The sequence below is a fragment of the Streptomyces sp. RB17 genome (assembly GCF_009604455.1).
In the GTDB taxonomy this organism is placed as follows: Bacteria; Actinomycetota; Actinomycetes; order Streptomycetales; family Streptomycetaceae; genus Streptomyces.
Genome location: NZ_WEGL01000001.1, coordinates 1427368 through 1448289 on the forward strand (window position 1 = coordinate 1427368; position 20922 = coordinate 1448289).

The following is a 20922-nucleotide window of genomic DNA, read 5'->3' on the forward strand; positions in this document are numbered from 1 at the left end:
GCCACGCATCCGGAGGTTCTGGCCATGCCGCACCGTGTCGCCGTCATCGCGCCTTCGCCGGTGTCGATGTTCAACCTCGCGATCCCCGAGATGCTGTTCGGCAAGGTGGAGGTGGACGGCCGGCCGGGCTACGAGGTGCTCGTCTGCGCCGCCGACCCGGGCCCGGTCCCCACCACCGGCGGTCTCGACCTGTCCGTGCGCCACGGGCTCGACGCCCTGCGGGAGGCGGACACGGTGGTCGTCGCGGGCACCGGCGCCCCGTTCGAGCCGGAGCCCCGGATCGTGGCCGCCGTCCGGGAGGCCGCCGACGCCGGCAAGCGGATCGCCTCCATCTGCACCGGCGCCTTCCAGCTCGCCGAGGCGGGCCTGCTGCACGGCCGCAGGGCCACCACGTACTGGGCGCACGCCGACGAACTGCGCAAGCGGTACCCGCAGGTGCACCTCCAGGGCGACGTCCTGTACGTCCAGGACGGGCCGTACCTCACCTCCTCCGGCTACGCCGCCGGCATCGACCTGTGCCTGCACATCATCCGCACCGACTACGGCGCCGCCGTCGCCAACGAGGTCGCCCGCCTTGCCCTGGTCGCCCCGGTCCGCCCCGGCGGCCAGACCCAGTTCACCCACACCCCGCTGCCGCCCGAGCGCGGCACCGCCTGCGCCGACACCCGCGGCTGGGCCATGCGCAACCTCGACAAGCCGCTCACCCTCACCGACCTGGCCCGGCACTCCGGAGTCTCCGTACGCACGCTCACCCGCCGCTTCCACGCCGAGAGCGGCGTCAGCCCCCTGCAGTGGCTCCTCCACCAGCGCATCGAGCGCGCCAGGGAACTGCTGGAGACCACCACGCTGCCCATGGACCAGGTGGCCGCCGCCTGCGGCCTCGGCACCGCCGACTCCCTGCGCGCCCACATGGTCCGCCGCACCGGCCTCACCCCGAGCGCGTACCGGACCCAGTTCAGCCGCCTCGGAACCGGGCCGGATGCGGTCACGTCCTCCGTTGCATGATCAGTCAACGTGTGACGAGCGGCCGCGTGATCCGTACCGCCCTGCCCGCCGAAGCCGAGGTCATCGCCGAGCTGCACTTCCGGGCCCGTTCGACGTACTACCCGGACGGGGTCCCGCAGGACGACACCGACTGGGCCGCGGCCTGGCGCGGTTCCATCGAGCGCCCCGACGGCCATGTGCTGTGCGCCGTCGAGCAGGGCCGGATCGTCGGCATCGCCTCCTTCCGCACCCCCGACGGCGCCCCCGCGGAAACGGTCAAGCTCTTCCAGTTCCACGTCGACCCCGGCCACTGGCGCTCCGGCATCGGTACGGCCCTGCACGCGGCCTGTGTGGAGGAGTGGCGGGCCGACGGCAAGCGGGCGGCGGTCCTCGACGTGCACATGGACAACCGGCGCGCCCAGGCCTTCTACGCCCGCCTGGGCTGGGTGGCGGACCCCGACAACCCGCCCGCCGAGGGCGACCACCATCTCTTCCTGCGTTTGTCCGTACCCCGGGAATGAACCGCGCTGCTTGAACGTTCACGTACCGGCGGGAGAGAGCCTCCGCGCCCGTACGACCTGGAGAGAGCCGAAGACATGCGCGTCGAGATCTGGAGCGACATCGCCTGCCCCTGGTGCTACGTGGGCAAGGCCCGCTTCGAGAAGGCGCTCGCTGCCTTCCCGCACCGCGACGACGTCGAGGTCGTGCACCGCTCCTTCGAGCTGGACCCGCGCCGCGCCAAGGGCGACGTCCAGCCGGTGATCACCATGCTGACCAGGAAGTACGGCATGAGCGAGGCCCAGGCCCAGGCCGGCGAGGACAACCTCGGCGCCCAGGCCGCCGCCGAGGGACTGGACTACCGCACCCGGGGCCGCGACCACGGCAACACCTTCGACATGCACCGCCTGCTGCACTTCGCCAAGGAGCAGGGCAGGCAGGACGAGCTGATCCAGATCCTGTACCGGGCGAACTTCGCCGAGGAGCGGTCCGTCTTCACCGAGGGCGACGAGCGGCTCGTCGAGCTGGCCGTGGCGGCCGGTCTCGACGCCGAGGCCGTCCGCGCGGTGCTCGCCGACCCGTCCCGCTACGCCGACGACGTCCGCGCCGACGAGCGCGAGGCCGCCCAGCTCGGCGCGAACGGCGTGCCCTTCTTCGTCCTCGACCGGAAGTACGGCGTCTCCGGGGCCCAGCCCGCCGAGGTCTTCACCCGGGCGCTGACCCAGGCCTGGGGCGAGCACTCGCCGCTGAAGCTGGTCGATCAGGGAGACCAGGGGGACGGGGCGGCGTGCGGTCCGGACGGGTGCGCGGTGCCGCAGCACTGAGAAACCGCAGGTCGGCGCGGACGTATAAGGCTTTCTGAGCCGATCCACGTAGAAATCCGCAATGGACTACGACTTCATCGGGCCGCAGAGTGGTCCCATGGAGACCACGGAGACGTTCGAGAGCCTCGTCCGCGCCGAGTTCACCCCGAAGAGCATCTTCCTCAACACCGCGAGCAACGGCCTGCTGCCCGCCCGCACCGTCACCGCCCTCCAGCAGGCGGCGCTGCTGCGGGCCGAGGGCCGGCCGCTGACTGCGCTGTACGAGGACGTGGAGGCCTGCCGGACCGCGTACGCCCGGCTCGCCGGAGTCCCGGCCGGCCGGGTCGCGGCGGGTGCCTCGGTCGCCGCACACACCGGGGTGATCGCCGCCTCGCTGCCGGCGGGCGCCGAAGTCCTCACGGCCGACGACGACTTCACCTCCGTGCTGAACCCGTTCCATGTGCGCGGCGACCTCAAGGTCCGCTCGGTCCCGCTGGAGCGGATCGCCGAGTCCGTCCGCCCCGGCACCGCGCTCGTCGCGGTCAGCGCCGCCCAGTCCGCCGACGGCCGGATCGCCGACCTGGCCGCCCTGCGCGAGGCCGCCCGCGCCCATGGCGCCCGCACCTACGTCGACTTCTCCCAGGCCGCCGGCTGGCTGCCGATGCAGGCGGACGCCCACGACTTCACCGCGAGCGTCTCCTTCAAGTGGCTGCTGGGCCCGCACGGCACGGCGTTCCTCACCGTCCCCGAGGACTTCGGCGGACTGACCCCGCTGCTCGGGGGCTGGGTCGCGGCCGAGCAGCCGTGGGACAGCTGCTACGGGCCGGTGACCGAACTCGCCCGGTCCGCCCGGCGGTTCGACCTGACCCACTCCCTGTTCACCTTCGCGGGCCTGCGCCGCTCCCTCGAACTCGTCGAGGAACTCGGCGTGGCGGCGATCCACGCCCACGACGTCGCTCTCGCCGACCGGTTCCGCGCGGGGCTCGCGGACCTCGGCCACGAGCCGGTGCCCGCTCCGGGCTCGGCGATCGTCTCCGTGCCCGGGCTGGGCGCGCGCCAGCCGGAGTTGAGCCGAGCCGGGATCGAGGTCTCCGACCGCGCCGGCAACCTCCGCGCGGCCTTCCACCTCTACAACACGCCCGCCGACGTCGACCGCCTGCTGAACGTGCTGGCCGGCTGACGACATGACCGGGCCGGAGCCCCCCGTCCCACACGAGGAGGCCCCGGCCCGGTGCTGAAAGGGGGCTACTTCACCGGCGTGAAGTCTCGCGCCCCAATGCCGGGTTCTCCGGGGGACGACCCCCGGACCCCGGCCGGTCTCCACTCACCCCACGGGAGTGAAATCCCTTGCTCCGATGAACGTGGGCCGTCGTACCGGAGCCGCGAACGGCTCCACGGCCTTGTTCTCCACGCTGTTGAACACGATGAACACGTTGCTGCGCGGGAACGGCGTGATGTTGTCGCCCGAGCCGTGCATGCAGTTGCAGTCGAACCAGGTCGCCGAGCCGGCCTTGCCGGTGAACAGCTTGATGCCGTGCTCGCCCGCGAGCGCGGTCAGCGCCTCGTCCGAGGGCGTGCCCGCGTCCTGCATCTGCAGCGACTTCTTGTAGTTGTCCTCCGGCGTGGCGCCGGCGCAGCCCAGGAACGTCCGGTGCGAGCCCGGCATGATCATCAGGCCGCCGTTGGTGTCGTGGTTCTCGGTCAGCGCGATCGAGACCGACACCGTGCGCATGTTCGGCAGACCGTCCTCGGCGTGCCAGGTCTCGAAGTCCGAGTGCCAGTAGAAGCCGCTCGCGCCGAAACCGGGCTTGACGTTGATCCGGGACTGGTGGACGTACACGTCCGAGCCGAGGATCTGCCGGGCGCGCCCGACGACCCGCGGATCGCGCACCAGGTCGGCGAACACCTCGCTGATCCGGTGCACCTCGAAGACCGAGCGGATCTCCTTCGACTTCGGCTCCACGATGGAGCGCTCGTCGGCGCGGATCGCCGGGTCGCCGACCAGCCGGTCCAGCTCGCGCTTGTAGACCTCGACCTCGTCCGGGGCGATCAGCTGGTCGACGGCGAGGAAGCCGTCACGCTCGTACGCCTGCAGATTGGCCGCCGGGACCGGTCCCGGGGTGTCCGGGGAACCCCAGACGACCGGGTCCTGGCGCGGGACGGTCACCTCGGTGGTGCCGCGGGTCGGGTAGAGATCGGTGACGCTGGCAGTGGTCATGGGTTCTCACACCTCCTCGGGCTCGGTGAGCAGCGGGTAGACGCCGTTCTCGTCGTGGTCCTCCCGTCCGGTCACCGGCGGGTTGAACACGCAGATGCAGTGGAAGTCCTCCTTGACGCGCAGCGTGTGCCGCTCGTGCCCGTCGAGGAGGTACATGGTGCCGGGCGTGATGGTGTACGTCTTCCCGGCCTCGTGGTCGGTGAGTTCGGCCTCGCCCCGGGTGCAGACGACGGCCTCGATGTGGTTGGCGTACCACATCGACGTCTCGGTGCCGGCGTACAGGATGGTCTCGTGCAGGGAGAAGCCGACCCGCTCCTTGGCGAGGACGATCCGCTTGCTCTCCCAGGTGCCGGACTTGGACCTGACGTGCCGGTCGGTGCCTTCGATGTCCTTGAACGATCGGACGATCACGGTGGTGTTCTCTCTCCGGGTTGATCACAGGGTCGGTCGGATGAGGTCGGACGGTGCCGGCCGGAGGGCGTCGGTCAGACGGTTTCCCGGACGGCGCGGGCGAGGACGCTCAGCCCCTCGTCCAGCTCTTCGGGGGTGATGGTGAGGGCGGGCAGCAGCTTGACGACCTCGCCCTCGGGGCCGGACGTCTCGATGAGCAGCCCGAGCTCGAAGGCCCGCCGCGCGATCCGCGAGGCCCGGTCCTTGTCGTGGAACTCCATGCCCCAGACCAGACCGCGCCCGCGGTACTCCTTCACGTCGGCGAGGTTCTCCTCGGTGATGGCGATCAGCGCCTGCTCGACCTGCTCGCCACGGGCGCGGGTCTGCTTCTCCATGGCCGAGCCGTCGGTCCAGTACGTCTCCAGCGCCGCGGTGGCGGTGACGAACGCGGGGTTGTTGCCCCGGAAGGTGCCGTTGTGCTCGCCCGGCTCCCAGACGTCCAGCTCCGGCTTGAACAGGCACAGCGACATCGGCAGCCCGTAGCCGCTGATGGACTTGGAGACCGTGACGATGTCGGGCGTGATCCCGGACTCCTCGAACGAGAAGAAGGCGCCCGTACGCCCGCAGCCCATCTGGATGTCGTCGACGATCAGCAGCATGTCCTGCCGCTCGCACAGCTCCTTCAGCGCGCGCAGCCACGCCGGCCTGGCCACATTGATGCCGCCCTCGCCCTGCACGGTCTCCACGATCACCGCGGCGGGCTTGTTGAGGCCGGAGCCCTGGTCCTCCAGCAGCCGCTCGAACCACAGGAAGTCCGGCACCGTGCCGTCGAAGTAGTTGTCGAACGGCATCGGCGTGCCGTGCACCAGCGGGATCCCGGCGCCGGCCCGCTTGAAGGCGTTGCCGGTCACCGCGAGCGAGCCCAGCGACATCCCGTGGAAGGCGTTGGTGAACGACACGATCGCCTCGCGCGACTTCACCTTGCGGGCCAGCTTCAGGGCCGACTCCACGGCGTTGGTACCGGTCGGCCCCGGGAACATGACCTTGTACGGCAGATCGCGCGGGCGCAGCACCAGATCCTGGAAGGCCTGCAGGAAGGACCGCTTGGCGGTGGTCGACATGTCGAGCCCGTGGGTCACCCCGTCGCGTGCCAGATAGTCGATCAACGCCCGTTTGAGTACGGGGTTGTTGTGACCGTAGTTGAGTGAGCCGGCACCGGCGAAGAAGTCGAGGTAGACATGACCGTCCTCGTCGAACATCCGGCTGCCCTGCGCGCGGTCGAAGACCGTGGGCCAGCCGCGGCAGTAGCTGCGCACCTCGGACTCGAGAGTCTCGAAGACGCTGAGGTCGGGCTGGGTGATGGTCACGGTGAATCGCTCCTCAGTGGGCTTCTGTGGGGGTGGCATCGGTCAGCGGGCCGATGCGGTAGAGGACTTCGGGGTCGTGCGGTCCGTCCGGGAACAGCTCGGTGGGGAACAGCACCGCACGCTCGACGCGCGCGCCGTGCCGGGCGGCGAACGAGGTGAACAGCCGCTCGGAGGCGGTGTTGCCGGGGGTGATGGTGGTCTCCACGTCGGTGATGCCGCGCTCGGCGGCCAGGCGTCCGGCCAGCCCGTCCAGCAGCGCGGCGGCGATACCGAGACCCCGGTGGGCGGAGTCGACGGCCACCTGCCAGACGAGCAGCGTGCGGGGGCGCTCCGGCCGCACATAGCCGGTGACGAAACCGACCGGCTCCCCGTCCGCACCGCGCGCCACCGCCGAGGTGCCGGCGAAGTCCCGGCACCACAGCAGATAACTGTACGAGGAGTTCAAGTCGAGGGTTTTCGAGTCCTTGGCGAGACGCCAGAGCGCGGCTCCGTCGGTCACCGCCGGTTGGTCGACGATCAGGTCTGCGGGTGCGGCAGTCATGCGGCACGAATTTAGCGAGGTGAATTAGGAAATGCACGGGCACCGTCGCTGTGCCGCACAGAGAGTCTGGTGAAATGTCGGAATTGACCCACATCAAATCGGGGCAAACGGGCCTTGCTGTGGAGTACGTCACAGCACGGAAACCGGCAGAAAACCGCTAGGAAATTCCCCCGTTTAGGTTTGCAAAAAGCGGGCAGAAGACCATGGGAAGCTGCCACCGGGAGAATTTGCGGGAATTGTGAAACTAACCCGAATATTGAATTCAGGCTCCGGTGGCCCCGTCGATTCGTTCACGCAGAATGTCGGCATGACCGTTGTGCCGGGCGTACTCCTCGATGAGGTGGATCAGCACCCAGCGCACACTGACCTCCATGCCGGTCATCGGCTCGTCGACGATCCGCCCGGTGTCCTCCAGAGAGCGCACGGCCAGCAGCTCGCGTCCGCGCGCGATCTCCCGCCGCCATACGCCGAGCGCCTCTTCGAGCCCCCGTGCGGGGTCGAGCGCGTACCCCGTCTCCTCCTCGAACACCGGCGGCACGTCCAGGCCGGCCAGCACCCGCTGGAACCAGTTCCGTTCGACCTCGGCGAGATGCTGCACCAGCCCGAGCAGCGTCAACTCCGACGGCTCCGCCGAGGCCAGCCGCACCTGCGCCTCGTCCAGCCCCCGGCACTTCAGCTCCAGCGTGGCCCGGTGAAAGTCCAGCCAGCCTTCCAGCAGGGCACGCTCGGAACCGGTCATCGGGGGGACGGGGCGGCCGTCGGGGAGGGTGAGGGGGGTTCGGGGTGTCTTGGGGGACTGGGGCGTCCGTGGCGTGGTCATGGGGGAAGGATGGCACCGGGTGCTGACATCGACAGGGCCGCGCATCCGCGGAGGGGCGCCCTTTTGGCCGACCGGGACGCGTGGGCGGGTGGGCGGACGGGGGTCTGGGGGCGGAGCCCCCAGGGGGCGACGTCAAACGCCGAGCGCCGCCCCGAGCGCCGCCAGACACCTCTCCACGGTCTCCGGCGAAGCATCCGCCCCGTAATGGTTGACCCGGATCATCTCCTTGGCCAGCGCCCCACCGCCGGCGGCGATCGGCAGCGTCGGATCGTCGGTCAGGGCCCGAGCCACCACCTCCGACGCCACTACCTGCGACGGCACCCGCAGTGTCGTGGCCACCGGCGCCGCATCCGCGGCCTCGTACACATAGGGCTCAAGCCCCCCGCCCAGCGAGACCGCACCCGCCCGCGTGGCCAGCGCGGCACTTCGATGCCGGGCCATGACCTCGTCCAGCCCCACCGACTCGATCCGCTCCAGACACGCCTCCAGTGCCAGCATCTCCAACTGCGCCGGAGCGTGCGGCAGCACCGCGCGGCCGGCGTCGAGCCAGCGCTCCTTCCAGTCCAGCAGCGACAGATAGGAGCGGCGCGGCGCGTTCGGGTTCGCCGCCATCCGGGCCCAGGCCCGCTCGCTCACCGAGATCGCCGACACCCCCGCCGGCCCACCCATCGCCTTCTGCGCCCCGATCACGCACAGGTCCACGCCCCACGCGTCGGGCAGCACCGGCTCCGCGCCCACGGAGGCGACCGCGTCCAGGTAGAACAGCGCGCCCTGCTCCCGTACCGCCTCGCCGATCTCCGCGACCGGATTGGTGTTGCCGGTCGCCGCCTCCGCGTGCACCAGCGACACGAAGTCGATCTCCGGGTGCTCGGCGAACGCCTCCCGGATCCGGTCGGCGGTCACCGCCGTGTGGAAGGGGACGCAGAGGTCGTACACCGTCGCACCCGCGTCCCGGAGCCAGTTGCCGAACGTCTGCCCGTACGGGCCCGTGATCACGTTCAGGGCCACCGTGCCGGAACCGGCCGCCGCGCGGATCGCGCCCTCCAGCGGCAGCAGCGCCTCGCCCTGCGTGACCAGCACGTCCTGCCGGGTGCCCAGCAGCCGGGCGACCCCGTCCTCGATGGCGGCGAAGCGCTCGGCACTCAGTGGGGGCAGGTCGAGGAAAGGGTGGGTCACGGCTGCGCTCTCTTCGTTCTCGGGGGCAATATTCGGCTCAACTCCACCGATCTTAGGTCCAAGCCCCCCTTAACCATCGGTTTGATTTGAGGTACTCAAACTCTTCCTTATAATCGGAACCCACAGTTCCCCCACAGAGAAGATCCCCCATGAAAACGCTCCTCGGACGCCGGTCCCGCCTCCTGGCTGCCACCACCGCGACCGCCGGGCTGGTCCTCGTCGTGGCCGGCTGCTCCTCGAACGGCAGCGGGGGGAGCGGCGGTGCCACCGTCAAGGGGGTCCACCTCGTCAAGGCCGGTCAGCTGACCACCTGCACCCACCTGCCGTACCCGCCGTTCCAGTCGGAGATCAACGGCAAGGTGCAGGGCTTCGACGTCTCCCTCATCGACCTCGTCGCCAAGAACCTCGGCGTCAAGCAGCAGATCGTCGACACGCCGTTCGAGAACTTCAAGACCGGCGCCTTCCTGAACTCCGGCCAGTGCGACCTGGCCGCCGCCGGCATGACGATCACGCCCGAGCGCAAGAAGAACGTCGACTTCTCCGCCCCGTACTTCGAGGCCACCCAGGCCGTCCTGGTCGCCAAGAGCAGCGGGATCAACTCGCTCGCCGACGTCAAGGCCAAGGGCGAGAAGCTCGGCGCCCAGGCGCAGACCACCGGCGAGGACTACGTCAAGGGCAAGGGCTACGACCCGGTCTCCTTCGAGTCCTCCGACGCGGTCCTCAACGGCCTGCGCACCGGCCAGGTCCAGGCCGTCGTCATCGACTACCCGGTCGTCCAGGGCTGGCTGAAGGACAAGGCCAACGCGGACAAGTTCAAGGTCGTCGACAACCTCAAGACCGGCGAGCAGTACGGCTTCACGGTCAAGAAGGGCAACACGGCGCTGCGCGAGGCCATCGACAAGGCCCTGAAGGACGCCAAGGCCGACGGCACCTACAAGAAGCTGTACGAGCAGTGGATCGGCCCGTACAACGCCTCCGTGGCCTCTCCCGCCGCCTCATGACGGATCTCGACGTACAACTGCGACCGAGGAAAAAGGGACTGACCCGCACTCAGAAGCGGCGACTGTCCCGGGGCATCCAGTACGTCGTCTTCGTCGCCGCCGTGATCGCCGTGGCGGTCACGGCGGACTGGGGGCGGCTGCAGAACCAGTTCGCGCAGGGCGGCATCGCGAAGCAGATGTGGCCGGACGTCATCACGCTGGCGCTGAAGAACACCGTGCTGTACACGGTGTCCGGATTCGTCCTCGGACTGGTGCTCGGCCTGGTCATCGCGCTGATGCGGTTGTCCTCCGTGGGGCCGTACCGGTGGGTGGCCGGCATCTACATCGAGGTCTTCCGCGGCCTGCCCGCCCTGCTGATCTTCGTCTTCATCGCGGTGGCCGTGCCGCTGGCCTTCCCCGGCACGGAGATCCCGGGCGGCACCTACGGCAAGGGTGCTCTCGGCCTCGGCCTCATCGGCGCCGCCTACATGGCGGAGACGTTCCGCGCCGGCATCCAGGCCGTGCCCAAGGGGCAGATGGAGGCGGCCCGTTCGCTGGGCTTCTCACCGGCCAGGGCCATGATCTCCATCATCATCCCGCAGGCCTTCCGGATCATCCTGCCGCCGCTCACCAACGAGCTGATCATGCTCTTCAAGGACTCCTCCCTGGTGCTGCTGCTCGGCGTGACCCTGGAGGAGCGCGAGCTGTCCAAGTACGGCCGGGACCTGGCCAGTACGACCGCCAACTCCACGCCGATCCTGGTCGCGGGCCTGTGCTACCTGCTGGTCACCATCCCGCTCGGCTTCGTCGCCCGCCGTCTGGAGGCCAAGGCCCAGAAGGAGATCAAGTGACCAGCCCCGAGATCCGCGTCCAGGACCTGCACAAGTCCTTCGGTGACAACCAGGTGCTCAAGGGCATCGACCTGGAGATCGGCTCGGGCGAGGTCGTCTGCGTCATCGGCCCTTCGGGTTCCGGCAAGTCGACCCTCCTGCGCTGTGTGAACCTGCTGGAGGAGCCCACCAAGGGCCAGGTCTTCGTCGGCGGCACCGAGCTGACGGACCCGGATGTCGACATCGACGCCGTACGCCGCCGCATCGGCATGGTCTTCCAGCAGTTCAACCTCTTCCCGCACCTGAGCGTCACCGAGAACCTCACGCTGCCGCAGCGCCGGGTCCTCGGGCGGGGCAAGGCGGAGGCCGCGAGGATCGCCGCCGAGAACCTCGCCCGGGTCGGCCTGGCCGAGAAGGCGGAGGCCTACCCGTCCTCCCTCTCCGGCGGCCAGCAGCAGCGGGTGGCCATCGCCCGGGCGCTGGCGATGGGCCCGAAGGTCATGCTCTTCGACGAGCCGACCTCGGCGCTCGACCCGGAGCTGGTCGGCGATGTCCTCGCCGTCATGCGCATGCTCGCCGACGAGGGCATGACCATGATGGTCGTCACCCACGAGATGACCTTCGCCCGCGAGGTCGCCGACCGGGTCGTCTTCATGGACGGCGGCGTGATCGTCGAGGACGGCAGCCCGGAGCAGGTCATCGGCAACCCGCAGCACGAGCGCACCCGCCACTTCCTGTCCCGGGTGCTGGACCCGGCGATGGCCGAGGTGGAGGAGGAGACCTCGGACCAGGCGGGGAAGCCCGCGCAGTAGCTGATTAAGGTGCAGTACATGAGCGATGGCGCCGTGCTGCACGTGAAGGGGCGGGTCCTGGCCGGGCCCGGGGACGTCCGCGACGAGCTGTGGGTGGTCGGGGGCCGGGTGTCGTACGACCGCCCCGCCGGCGCCCGGGACGTCCGGACCGTCGAGGGCTGGGCGCTGCCCGGCCTGGTCGACGCGCACTGCCATGTGGGCCTCGGCGCGCAGGGCCCGGTCGACTCCGCCACCGCCGAGAAGCAGGCGCTCACCGACCGGGAGGCGGGCACCCTGCTGATCCGGGACGCCGGCTCGCCCTCCGACACCCGCTGGGTCGACGACCGCGAGGACCTGCCGAAGATCGTCCGGGCCGGCCGGCACATCGCCCGCACCCGCCGCTACATCCGCAACTACGCCTGGGAGATCGAACCGGACGACCTGGTCGCGTACGTCGCCCAGGAGGCCCGGCGCGGCGACGGCTGGGTCAAGCTGGTCGGCGACTGGATCGACCGTGACCTCGGGGACCTGTCCGCCTGCTGGCCGCGCGACGCGGTGGAGGCGGCCATCGGCGAGGCCCACCGGCTCGGCGCCCGCGTCACCGCGCACTGCTTCGCCGAGAGCTCCCTGCGCGACCTGGTCGAGGCGGGCATCGACTGCATCGAGCACGCCACCGGCCTGACCGACGACCTGATCCCGCTCTTCGCCGAGCGCGGCGTCGCGATCGTCCCCACCCTCGTCAACATCGCCACCTTCCCGCAGCTCGCGGCCGGCGGCGACACCCGGTTCCCGCGCTGGTCCGCGCACATGCGGCGGCTGCACGAACGCCGCTATGACACCGTGCGCGGCGCCTACGACGCCGGGATCCCGGTGTTCGTCGGCACGGACGCCGGCGGCTCACTCGCCCACGGCCTGGTCGCGGAGGAGGTCGCCGAGCTGGTCACCGCGGGCATCCCCGCCGTGGCCGCCGTCTCGGCCGCGAGCTGGGGCGCCCGTGCCTGGCTCGGCCGCCCTGGCCTGGAGGAGGGCGCACCGGCCGACCTCGTGGTGTACGAGGCCGATCCGCGCGCGGACGTACGGGTGCTGGCGGCACCGCGCCGGGTGGTGCTGAACGGGATCGTCGTCGAGTAGCCGCGCAGGGGCGCGGGGAACGTGCGGGAACGCCTGTGCCCGCTGATTCGAATCGGTGTGCGGAAAATCCACGTTTGAGTGAAGTGACCCAGGATTGCTGACCGTTCACCCACAGTGCGTACAAGGTTGACGGGTCCCAAGCATGTTCCCACTGGGGGTCCCACCGCCTTGAACAGCAACAACTTCCGCATGCCCGCGCGCCGTCTCGCCACCGTCCTGACGGTCACCGCCCTCGCCGCCGCTCCGGCGGCCCTGGGCGCGGGCGCCGCGCACGCGACCGGTGACCACGGTCGCGCCTCCGCCGTCGTCCTGCGCACCGGGCTCGACGTGTCCCTGCTCAACAAGACCGTCGACGTCCCGCTCGCGGTCTCCCTCAACGAGGTCCAGGCACCGCAGAGCGCCGACAAGACCGCGCTGTCCGCCCGGCTCGAAGGGGTGGCGGGCGGCAGGCCGTTCACGGTCCTCGGCGCGGGCGTCGCCTCGGCGAAGGCCACCGTGACCGCCCGGCGCGCCGAGGGCTCGGTCCGGCTCGTCGACGCCAGGCTGCACGTCCCCGGCCTGCCCCTGCTGTCCCTGATCGAGGTCGGCACGGTCACCGCCAAGGCGACCTGCGAGGCCGGCCGGGCGCCCGCCGCCGACGCGAACGTCCTCGGCGCCGTCACCGTCCTCGGCAAGCGGGTCACCCTCACCGCCGGCGGCCCGACCGAGGTCAAGGTGCCCGGCGTCGGCGAGGTCCGCCTCGACCTCGCCCAGCGGCGTACCACGACCCGTACGGCCGCCGCCACCGCCCTCGAACTCAAGGTCTCCGTCAACCCCTTGAAGCTCAACGTGGCCGACGTCGAGGGCACGGTCATCCTGGCGAAGGCCACCTGCGAGACCCCGGCGGTCCCGCCCACCGCTCACCCCGTGCCGAGCCACGACCCGGCGGCCGGCGCGAAGCCCCAGGGAGACCGCGCGGACCTCGCGGAGACCGGGGGCAGCTCCGCGACCCCGTACATCGCGGGCGGCGCGCTGGTGCTGCTGCTGGCCGGCGGGGGAGCGGTGACGGTGGCCCGGCGCCGCAAGAACTGACACCACCTCCCCGCACCGCTCCCCACCCGGCCACCACGCCGGGCGGGGAGCGGCCCACCGGCGACGACCGACGTCCGTCCGGCCGGCGGCTCGGCCTTGGCCACGCCCCCGATGACGTCCGATGCCGCGTCGGTCACCGCAGGGCAGCCGACAGTGCCCGCAGGAAGCCGCTCGCGGTAGCCCGGTCCCGGACGGCGACCCGTACCCACTGTTCGTCCAGTCCCGGAAACGTGTCCCCCCGTCGCACCGCATAACCGAGCTCGCGCAACCGGTGTCGTACGGCGGCCGCGCCCGGCATCCGGACCAGCAGGAACGGCCCCTCCGCAGGGGACACGACCTGCACGCCCCGGTCGGCGAACGCCGTCAGACCCGCCACCAGGTGGGCCCGGTCCGCCGCGACGCGATGCGCCACGTGGCCCGCCTCCGCCAGCGCCCGTGGCGTGACACACGCCTCGGCCGCGGCCAGCGCCGGCGTCGACACCGGCCACAGCGGCTGGGCCCGCTCCAGTTCGGCGACGATCTCCGCGGGAGCCAGCACGTACCCGATCCGCAGCCCGGCCAGCCCCCACGTCTTGGTCAGACTGCGCAGCACGACCAGCCCCGGCACGTCGGCCCGCCCGGCCAGCGCCTCCCGCTCACCCGGCACCGCGTCCATGAACGCCTCGTCGACCACCAGCACCCGCCCAGGACGGGCCAGCCGGGCGATCGCTCCCACCGGATGCAGCACCGACGTCGGATTCGTCGGATTCCCGATCACCACCAGGTCCGCCTCCTCCGGCACCGCCGCCGGATCCAGCCGGAACCCGTCCTCCGCCCGCAGCAGCACCCGGTCCACGGTGTGCCCCGCGTTCCTGAGCGCAGCCTCCGGCTCGGTGAACTGCGGGTGCACGACGACCGGCCGCCGCACCTTCAGCGCGCGGGCGAGCAGTACGAACGCCTCCGCCGCGCCCGCCGTCAGCAGCACCCGCTCCACCGGCAGCCCGTGCCGCGCCGCCACCGCCGCCCGCGCGGCCCGCCCGTCCGGGTAGGCCGCGAGGGACGCCAGCGAGCCGGCGATCCGCTCCCGCAGCCACGAAGGAGGCGTGTCCGCACGGACGTTGACGGCGAGATCGACCAGCGCGGCCCCGTCGTCCCGCACCTCGGCGTCCCCGTGGTGACGCAGATCCGGTCCCGTGCCCTCAGTGCGCATGGCTGTGTGAGTGCCCCCCGTGCTGATGCCCGTGACCATGGCCGTGGTGGCCGTCGTCGTCCGGGTGGTAGTGCGGCTGCTGCGGCAGCCCCACCTTGTCCTCGAAGCCCGGCAGCGCGATCCGGTACACGCACGAGTCGCAGTTCATGCGCAGATCGCCCTCGACGGCCTCCTCGTACCGTTCCAGGACCAGATCCAGCAGTTCGGGCTCGGGCCCGATGACATCGGCCGACCGCACCTCGATCTCCGGGTGCGCGGCCGCCCACCCCTCGGTCTGCTGCCGCACCCGGTCCGGCAGGATCCCGGTGAACAGGAAGTAGGGGAGTACGACGATCCGCCGCGCCCCCAGCGCCGCGCACCGGTCCAGCCCGCTCGGCACGTCCGGCGCCGCCAGCGACACGAACGCCGTCTCCACCCCGGCGTACCCACGGCCCTCCCACAGCAGCCGCGCCGCCTTGAACACCTCGGCGTTGGCGTCGGGGTCCGTCGAGCCGCGGCCCACCAGCAGCACCGTCACATCGGCCCGGTCCTCGGGGCTCCGCGCGGAGGACCCCAGCGCGTCGTCCAGCCGCCGCTCCAGCACGCTCAGCAGCGCCGGATGCGGGCCCAGCGGACGGCCGTAGGTGTACGAGATGCCCGGGTGCCGTTCCTTCTCGCGGGCCAGCGCGGCCGGGATGTCGCCCTTGGCGTGCCCGGCGGACACCAGCATCAGCGGCACGGTGGCGAACCGGCGTACGCCCCGCGCCACCAGTCCGGCGACGGCCTCGCCCAGCGGTGGCGCGGACAGCTCGATGAAGCCGCCCGCGACCGGCATGCCGGAGCGGAGCTGCAGCTGCCGCACGAAGTCGCGGAACGCCTCGGCGCCGGCGTCGTCACGGGTGCCGTGGCCGGCGATGAGCAGGGCGGGCGGGGTGGTCACGAGGTCTCCTCAGACGAAACGGGGTGGTACAGCAGGGCGTTGAGCGCGGCGGCGGCGACCGCCGACCCGCCCTTCTCGGACACGTTGCTCACGGCGGGCAGCCCGCTCGTCCGCAGCGCGGCCTTGGACTCGGCGGCGCCGACGAAACCGACGGGCAGGCCGATGACGAGCGCGGGGGAGGCGTCCAGGGTGAGCAGCTCCTCCAGCGCGGTCGGCGCACAGCCGATCACCCAGAGCGCGCCCGGGCCGACCTGCTCGAACGCGAGCCGGACGGCATGGGCCGAACGGGTCAGCCCCGGGCCGGACCTGGCGTCCTTCAGCCGGCAGACGGTCTCCCGCCGAGTGATGCCGGCCGCGACCATCTCCACGTCCACGACGACGGGCGCCCCGGCGTGCAGCGCCGCGTGCGCCGTCACCAGGTCGTCCTCGTCCATGACGAGATCGGTCGCGTACTCCAGGTCGGCGGCGGAGTGGATGACCCGCTCCACCACCGCCCGGGTCAGCGGCGGGAAGTGCGAGGTGTCCAGGCGGGCGCGCAGCCGCCGGAAGGACTCCTGCTCGATGGGGTGGACGACACGAGCCACGGGGTTCACCGGGCGCCCTCCTGCCAGCGGTAGCCGCGCGGTGTCACCATGCGTCCCGCGACCGTGCGGGTCGCGGTGTTGCCCACGGTGACGACCGTCATCATGTCGACCGTCGCCGGGTCGAGCTCGGCGAGCGTGGTCACCCGGCTCGACTCGTCCGGCCGGGACGCGTTGCGCACGACACCCACCGGCGTCATCGGCTCCCGGTGCCCGGCCAGGATCGCCAGCGCCTTCGGCAGCTGCCAGTCGCGGCCCCGGGAGCGCGGGTTGTAGAAGGTGACGACGATGTCCGCCTCGGCCGCCGCCCGCACCCGCCGCTCGATGACCTCCCACGGCGTGTGCAGATCGGACAGGCTGATGGAGACGTGGTCGTGGCCCAGTGGCGCGCCCAGGACCGCCCCGGCGGCCAGCGCGGCCGTCACCCCGGGCACCCCGACCACGTCGATGTCGTCCGAGGCCTCGGCGAGCGCGGGGGAGGCCATGGCGTACACGCCCGCGTCCCCGCTGCCGATCAGCGCCACGGCATGCCCCTTGCGGGCCTCGGCGACCGCCGTGCGCGCCCGCTCCTCCTCGGCGCCGAGCCCCGACTCCAGCACCCGGGTGCCGGGCCGCAGCAGGTCGCGGATCTGGTCCACGTACTGGTCGAGCCCGACCAGCACCGAGGCCCGGCGCAGCTCGGCCGCCGCGCGCGGGGTCAGCAGGTCCCGGGCGCCGGGCCCCAGCCCGACCACCGCGAGCCGCCCGCGCCCCGCACGCCGTACGACGGCACAGGTCGCCATCGCCGACTTCCGCTTCGGGACGAGGAGTTCACCGCCCCGGAGCAGCGCCGCGGCCTCCGCGACCGACGGCGTGCCGAGGGCGGCGAGGGGCGCCTGCGACGGGTTGGGCACCTCGACCCCCGCGAGCTCCTCGGCGGAGTACGTCACCAGCGGCACCCCCAGCCGCTCCGCGGCGGCCACGATGCCCGGCTCCTCCGCCTTGGCGTGCACGGTGGCGAGTTCGGCCACGGACTTCGGCGAGAGCCCCGCCTCCCGCAGCGCCCCCTCGACCAGCCCGAGGACCTCCTCCACCGGCGCCCCCTTGGACGCGCCGACGCCGACCACCAGGGACGGCGGCCGCAGCAGCACCTCGCGCTCGCCGGGTACGACGGCCCGGTCGGTGAGCCGGACGGTGTACGCGCCCTGTGGCGAGGTCGGCAGCGGCGGCAGCGGCCACGGCACCTCGGCCTCCAGCGCCACCGGCTCGCCGTCGAGCAGGGCGCGGGAGACCGTCGCCACCGACCCCTCGAAGGGCAGCCCGAGCGTGTCCAGACCCGGCAGGCCGACGGAGTCCGTCGCGGTCGTCACCACCGGCTCGGCACCCAGCGACTCGCCCACCGCGCGGGCGAGTTCGTTGGCGCCGCCGCCGTGCCCGCCGAGCAGCGCCACCGCGAACCGGCCGCCCTCGTCCACGCACACCACGCCGGGGTCGGCCGCCTTGTCGCCGAGCAGCGGCGCGAGCAGCCGCACCACCGCGCCCGTCGCCAGGAAGCACACCAGCTGCTCGCACTCGGCGAACGCGGCCCGTGCCGCCTCCCCGACGGGCCCCTCGTACACCCGCGTCCGGCCCGGCCAGGCCGCGGCCAGCCGGTCCCGTGCCGCCGCCCCCGCCGCGGTGGCGGAAATCAGGCCGATCACTGGAGAACTCCTTCGCTAGGGACCGGGGTTCTGACGCCCCAGAGCAGAAACACAGGATTGGTCGCCGCGAGCCGGGTCACGTCCCCGGGCAGCGGCGCCAGGCGCGACGACTGCAGCAGCACCCCGTCGCAGGTGAACCCGGCGGCCGTGAGCGCCTCGCGGGCCGCCGGCACCCGGTCGAGGGCGGCCATGGCGACGACCACGGCCCGCCGGGCCCGCCGCGCGCACGCGCTCACGACGGCGGGCAGCTCGCGCCCGCCGCCCCCGACGAACACCGCGTCGGGATCGTCGAGCCCGTCCAGGACCCGCGGTGCCGCGCCGTGCACCACGTCCACGTCCACGCCGTGGGCATGCGCGTTGGCGCGGATCCGCTCCACCCCGTCCGCCGCCTTCTCCACGGCGACGACGGCCGCACCGAGCCGGGCGCACTCCACCGCCACCGAACCCGAGCCGGCGCCGACGTCCCACACCAGGTCGCCGAGGCTCGGCCCCAGCCGGGCCAGCGCCAGCGCCCGCACCTCGAACTTGGTGATCATCGAGTCGCGGTGGGCGAACTCGCCCTCGGCCAGCGCCCACCTGGACGGCCGCGCGGGAACCCCGGCCACCGTACGCACCGGCCCGAGCGCCCGCGCCTCGTCCAGACACAGCACCACGCTCACCGCCGTACCCCAGTCCCGGGCGGCGGCCTCGGCGGGAGTGACCCGTTCGACGCGCTCGTCCGCGGAGCCGACGGCGGAGACGACGACGAGGACACGCCCCGGCTCGCGCGCGTGGTGCAGCAGCGCCGCCCCCAGTTCCGCCGGCCCCGCGCCCGGCCCCGTCAGCACCGCCACCTTCGGCCGCGCCCGGCACACGTTGACCGCCATACGCAGCTCCCGGCCGTGCGCGCTGACGACCACGGCGTCGTCCCACGGCAGCCCCACCCGCGCGAACGCGGCGGCGACGGACGAGACCCCGGGCCGCACATCCAGCCGCCGCGGCCCGAACCGCTCGGCCAGCACCCGCACGATCCCGAAGAACCCCGGGTCACCGGAGGCCAGCACGACCACCGGAAGCTCTTTGTCGACATACTCGGCGATCGTGTCCAGGGCGGGCGCCAGCGGTCCGAGTACGACCCGCTCGGCGCCGTCCGGCAGCCGTACCGTGTCCAGGTGCCGCCGCCCGCCGACCACCAGCGCGGCCCCCGCGAGGACGTCCGCGGCGACCGGCGCGCCCGTCCCCGCGCCGACGACCGTGATCAACTCTTCGCCCGCTGCTCGCGCAGGGCCCGCCGGGCCTCCGGGTCGGCCTTGCGGTAGCCGTGGAAGTGTCCCGGGTGGTACAGGTGCGAACGCGTCCCGTGCGCGTCCAGCGCCGGGCCGACCAGGAAGAGCGTGTGCTTCCAGAGCTTGTGCTCCTTGACCGTCTCCTCCAGCGTGCCGACCGTGCACCGCACGACCAGCTCCTCCGGCCAGGTCGCCTGGTAGGCGACGACCACCGGGGTGTCCGTCGGGTAGCCGCCCTCCAGCAGCTCGCGCACCAGCTGCCCGCTGCGTGCGGCGGAGAGGAAGATCGCCATCGTCGTACCGTGCCGGGCGAACTCCCGTACCTCCTCCCCGGGCGGCATCGGCGTCTTGCCGCCGCCCAGCCGGGTGAGGACGACGGACTGCGCGACCTCGGGAATGGTCAGCTCCCGCCGTGCCAGAGCGGCGACGGCGGAGAAGGCCGAAACCCCGGGTACGACCTCGGTCTCGATCCCGATCTCCGCGCACCGGTCCAGCTGCTCCTGCGTGCCGCCCCACAGCGCCGGGTCGCCGGAGTGGATCCGGGCCACCCGCAGACCCTCGGCGCGGGCACGCCGGTAGACGGCGACGACGTCCTCCAGCGGCATGGCCGCCGAGTCCAGGATCTCCGCGTCCTCGCGCGCGTGGTCGAGGACCTCCGCCTGGACCAGGCTCGCCGCCCAGATCACCACGTCCGCCTCCGCGATGGCGCGCGCGGCGCGGAACGTCAGCAGATCGGCGGCGCCGGGGCCGGCACCGACGAACGTCACCTTGCCGGTGGGGGCATCGGCCATGGGGAGGGTCCTCTCGTACGGAAACTGCGGAGACTGCGGAAGCGGTGGGAGACCGCGGAATCAGAAGTCGGAATCGGTGAAATGTCAGGGTCTGGTGAGGTGTGAGCGGCGCCGGATGTGCGCGAAGGCGCCCTCATCGGATAGCAAGGGCCTATGGCGGTCTTCGTCGCGCTCGGCGCGTTCCTGATGACGCTGGCCGGCGGCTGGACGGCACAGCGCGTGACCGACCGTCGCCATCTCGTCCTGGGACTGGCCGGCGGACTGATGCTGGGCGTGGTCGGCCTGGACCTGCTGCCGGAGGCGCTGCACGCGGCCGGCCGCGAGATCTTCGGCGTACCCGCCGCCCTGCTGCTGTTCGTGGCCGGCTTTCTCCTGGCCCACCTGGTGGAGCGCACCCTGGCCGCCCGCCAGGCCGCGCACGGCGGCGCCGAGGGACACAACCACCGGGCGCCCGAGGTGGGCCTCACGGCCGCCGCCGCGATGGTCGGCCACAGCGCGATGGACGGCGTGGCGATCGGCGCGGCCTTCCAGGTGGGCAGTGGCATGGGCGCGGCCGTGGCGCTCGCCGTGATCGCGCACGACTTCGCCGACGGCTTCAACACCTTCACCATCACGAGCCTGTACGGCAACGCCCGCCGCCGGGCGATCGCGATGCTGGTGGCCGACGCCTGCGCACCCCTGGTGGGCGCGGTGTCCACCGTCTTCGTCCACATCCCGGAAGCGGTCCTCGGCGGCTATCTGGGCCTGTTCGGCGGCGTCCTGCTCTACCTCGCCGCCGCCGAGATCCTGCCCGAGGCCCACCACGAGCACCCCGCACGCTCCACCCTGCTGTGCACGGTGGCGGGCGCGGCGTTCATCTGGCTGGTGGTGGGTCTTTCCGGCGGCTGACCGCGCGGCG

At 72.3% G+C, this 20922-nt stretch carries 22 protein-coding genes; 10 read left to right on the forward strand and 12 right to left on the reverse strand.

What is annotated here, in order from left to right; genetic code table 11:
* Window positions 1-24: 24 nt before the first annotated feature.
* The 4 genes from SRB17_RS06550 to SRB17_RS06565 all read left to right on the forward strand — a co-directional run bounded on the left by SRB17_RS06550 (window position 25) and on the right by SRB17_RS06565 (window position 3465).
* Window positions 25-1005, forward strand: a complete 981-nt coding sequence (locus SRB17_RS06550) for a GlxA family transcriptional regulator (protein ID WP_153535290.1) — start codon at window positions 25-27, stop codon at window positions 1003-1005.
* Window positions 1002-1505 carry a GNAT family N-acetyltransferase gene (locus tag SRB17_RS06555; protein WP_153535291.1) on the forward strand — a complete coding sequence of 168 codons (504 nt, stop codon included), beginning with the start codon at window positions 1002-1004 and terminating at the stop codon, window positions 1503-1505. The genes SRB17_RS06550 and SRB17_RS06555 overlap by 4 nt, the downstream gene beginning before the upstream one ends.
* A gap of 75 nt (window positions 1506-1580) precedes the next feature.
* Window positions 1581-2306 carry a DsbA family oxidoreductase gene (locus SRB17_RS06560; protein ID WP_153535292.1) on the forward strand — a complete coding sequence of 242 codons (726 nt, stop codon included), beginning with the start codon at window positions 1581-1583 and terminating at the stop codon, window positions 2304-2306.
* Between the two features lie 97 nt (window positions 2307-2403).
* A complete protein-coding gene (locus SRB17_RS06565; protein ID WP_153535933.1) occupies window positions 2404-3465 on the forward strand; it encodes an aminotransferase class V-fold PLP-dependent enzyme in 1062 nt (353 codons plus the stop codon).
* 144 nt (window positions 3466-3609) lie between these two features.
* Here SRB17_RS06565 and thpD read toward each other — a convergent pair whose 3' ends face one another.
* The 6 genes from thpD to SRB17_RS06595 all read right to left on the reverse strand — a co-directional run bounded on the left by thpD (window position 3610) and on the right by SRB17_RS06595 (window position 8797).
* Window positions 3610-4503 (reverse strand): ectoine hydroxylase, encoded by an 894-nt coding sequence (gene thpD / locus SRB17_RS06570; RefSeq protein ID WP_153535293.1) that lies wholly within the window; start codon window positions 4501-4503, stop codon window positions 3610-3612.
* 6 nt (window positions 4504-4509) lie between these two features.
* Window positions 4510-4914: an ectoine synthase gene (locus SRB17_RS06575; protein ID WP_323375074.1), complete on the reverse strand. Its 405-nt coding sequence runs from the start codon at window positions 4912-4914 to the stop codon at window positions 4510-4512.
* Between the two features lie 74 nt (window positions 4915-4988).
* Entirely contained in the window at window positions 4989-6260 is a 1272-nt protein-coding gene (ectB, locus tag SRB17_RS06580) for a diaminobutyrate--2-oxoglutarate transaminase (RefSeq protein WP_323375075.1), read from the reverse strand.
* 13 nt (window positions 6261-6273) lie between these two features.
* Window positions 6274-6801, reverse strand: coding sequence for a diaminobutyrate acetyltransferase (ectA, locus tag SRB17_RS06585; protein ID WP_153535296.1), 528 nt, complete (start codon window positions 6799-6801; stop codon window positions 6274-6276).
* 262 nt (window positions 6802-7063) lie between these two features.
* Complete coding sequence (locus SRB17_RS06590; protein WP_153535298.1) at window positions 7064-7621, reverse strand: DinB family protein; 558 nt, start codon at window positions 7619-7621, stop codon at window positions 7064-7066.
* A 132-nt stretch (window positions 7622-7753) separates the two neighbouring features.
* Window positions 7754-8797: a pyridoxal-phosphate-dependent aminotransferase family protein gene (locus SRB17_RS06595; protein ID WP_323375076.1), complete on the reverse strand. Its 1044-nt coding sequence runs from the start codon at window positions 8795-8797 to the stop codon at window positions 7754-7756.
* A 149-nt stretch (window positions 8798-8946) separates the two neighbouring features.
* Here SRB17_RS06595 and SRB17_RS06600 point away from each other — a divergent pair, with 149 nt between their 5' ends.
* From SRB17_RS06600 to SRB17_RS06620, 5 genes are all read left to right on the forward strand, one after another.
* Window positions 8947-9798 (forward strand): transporter substrate-binding domain-containing protein, encoded by an 852-nt coding sequence (locus SRB17_RS06600; RefSeq protein ID WP_153535300.1) that lies wholly within the window; start codon window positions 8947-8949, stop codon window positions 9796-9798.
* The gene (locus tag SRB17_RS06605; RefSeq protein ID WP_153535302.1) at window positions 9795-10628 is read left to right on the forward strand and encodes an amino acid ABC transporter permease; all 834 of its coding nucleotides are present in this window, start codon (window positions 9795-9797) and stop codon (window positions 10626-10628) included. Before SRB17_RS06600 ends, SRB17_RS06605 begins: the two co-directional genes overlap by 4 nt.
* Complete coding sequence (locus tag SRB17_RS06610) at window positions 10625-11419, forward strand: amino acid ABC transporter ATP-binding protein (RefSeq protein WP_323375077.1); 795 nt, start codon at window positions 10625-10627, stop codon at window positions 11417-11419. Before SRB17_RS06605 ends, SRB17_RS06610 begins: the two co-directional genes overlap by 4 nt.
* An 18-nt stretch (window positions 11420-11437) precedes the next feature.
* Window positions 11438-12529, forward strand: coding sequence for an amidohydrolase family protein (locus SRB17_RS06615; RefSeq protein ID WP_153535304.1), 1092 nt, complete (start codon window positions 11438-11440; stop codon window positions 12527-12529).
* A 168-nt stretch (window positions 12530-12697) separates the two neighbouring features.
* Complete coding sequence (locus tag SRB17_RS06620) at window positions 12698-13600, forward strand: SCO1860 family LAETG-anchored protein (RefSeq protein ID WP_153535306.1); 903 nt, start codon at window positions 12698-12700, stop codon at window positions 13598-13600.
* A 133-nt stretch (window positions 13601-13733) separates the two neighbouring features.
* On the opposite strand, the gene cobC is transcribed toward SRB17_RS06620, so the two are convergent.
* From cobC to cobM, 6 genes are read right to left on the reverse strand one after another with little or no spacing between them, the layout of a single operon-like run.
* Window positions 13734-14789 (reverse strand): Rv2231c family pyridoxal phosphate-dependent protein CobC, encoded by a 1056-nt coding sequence (gene cobC / locus SRB17_RS06625; protein WP_267133402.1) that lies wholly within the window; start codon window positions 14787-14789, stop codon window positions 13734-13736.
* Entirely contained in the window at window positions 14779-15708 is a 930-nt protein-coding gene (locus tag SRB17_RS06630; protein WP_323375078.1) for a sirohydrochlorin chelatase, read from the reverse strand. The genes cobC and SRB17_RS06630 overlap by 11 nt, the downstream gene beginning before the upstream one ends.
* Window positions 15705-16292 carry a precorrin-8X methylmutase gene (locus SRB17_RS06635; protein WP_323375119.1) on the reverse strand — a complete coding sequence of 196 codons (588 nt, stop codon included), beginning with the start codon at window positions 16290-16292 and terminating at the stop codon, window positions 15705-15707. Before SRB17_RS06635 ends, SRB17_RS06630 begins: the two co-directional genes overlap by 4 nt.
* A 5-nt stretch (window positions 16293-16297) precedes the next feature.
* On the reverse strand, window positions 16298-17968 hold the full coding sequence (cobJ, locus tag SRB17_RS06640) for a precorrin-3B C(17)-methyltransferase (protein ID WP_323375079.1): 1671 nt from the start codon (window positions 17966-17968) through the stop codon (window positions 16298-16300).
* Window positions 17965-19209, reverse strand: a complete 1245-nt coding sequence (gene cbiE / locus SRB17_RS06645) for a precorrin-6y C5,15-methyltransferase (decarboxylating) subunit CbiE (RefSeq protein WP_153535310.1) — start codon at window positions 19207-19209, stop codon at window positions 17965-17967. Before cbiE ends, cobJ begins: the two co-directional genes overlap by 4 nt.
* The gene (cobM, locus tag SRB17_RS06650) at window positions 19206-20024 is read right to left on the reverse strand and encodes a precorrin-4 C(11)-methyltransferase (RefSeq protein WP_153535312.1); all 819 of its coding nucleotides are present in this window, start codon (window positions 20022-20024) and stop codon (window positions 19206-19208) included. The genes cbiE and cobM overlap by 4 nt, the downstream gene beginning before the upstream one ends.
* A gap of 153 nt (window positions 20025-20177) precedes the next feature.
* On the opposite strand from cobM, the gene SRB17_RS06655 reads away from it, so the two are divergent.
* Window positions 20178-20912: a ZIP family metal transporter gene (locus SRB17_RS06655; protein WP_153535314.1), complete on the forward strand. Its 735-nt coding sequence runs from the start codon at window positions 20178-20180 to the stop codon at window positions 20910-20912.
* Window positions 20913-20922: the final 10 nt, after the last annotated feature.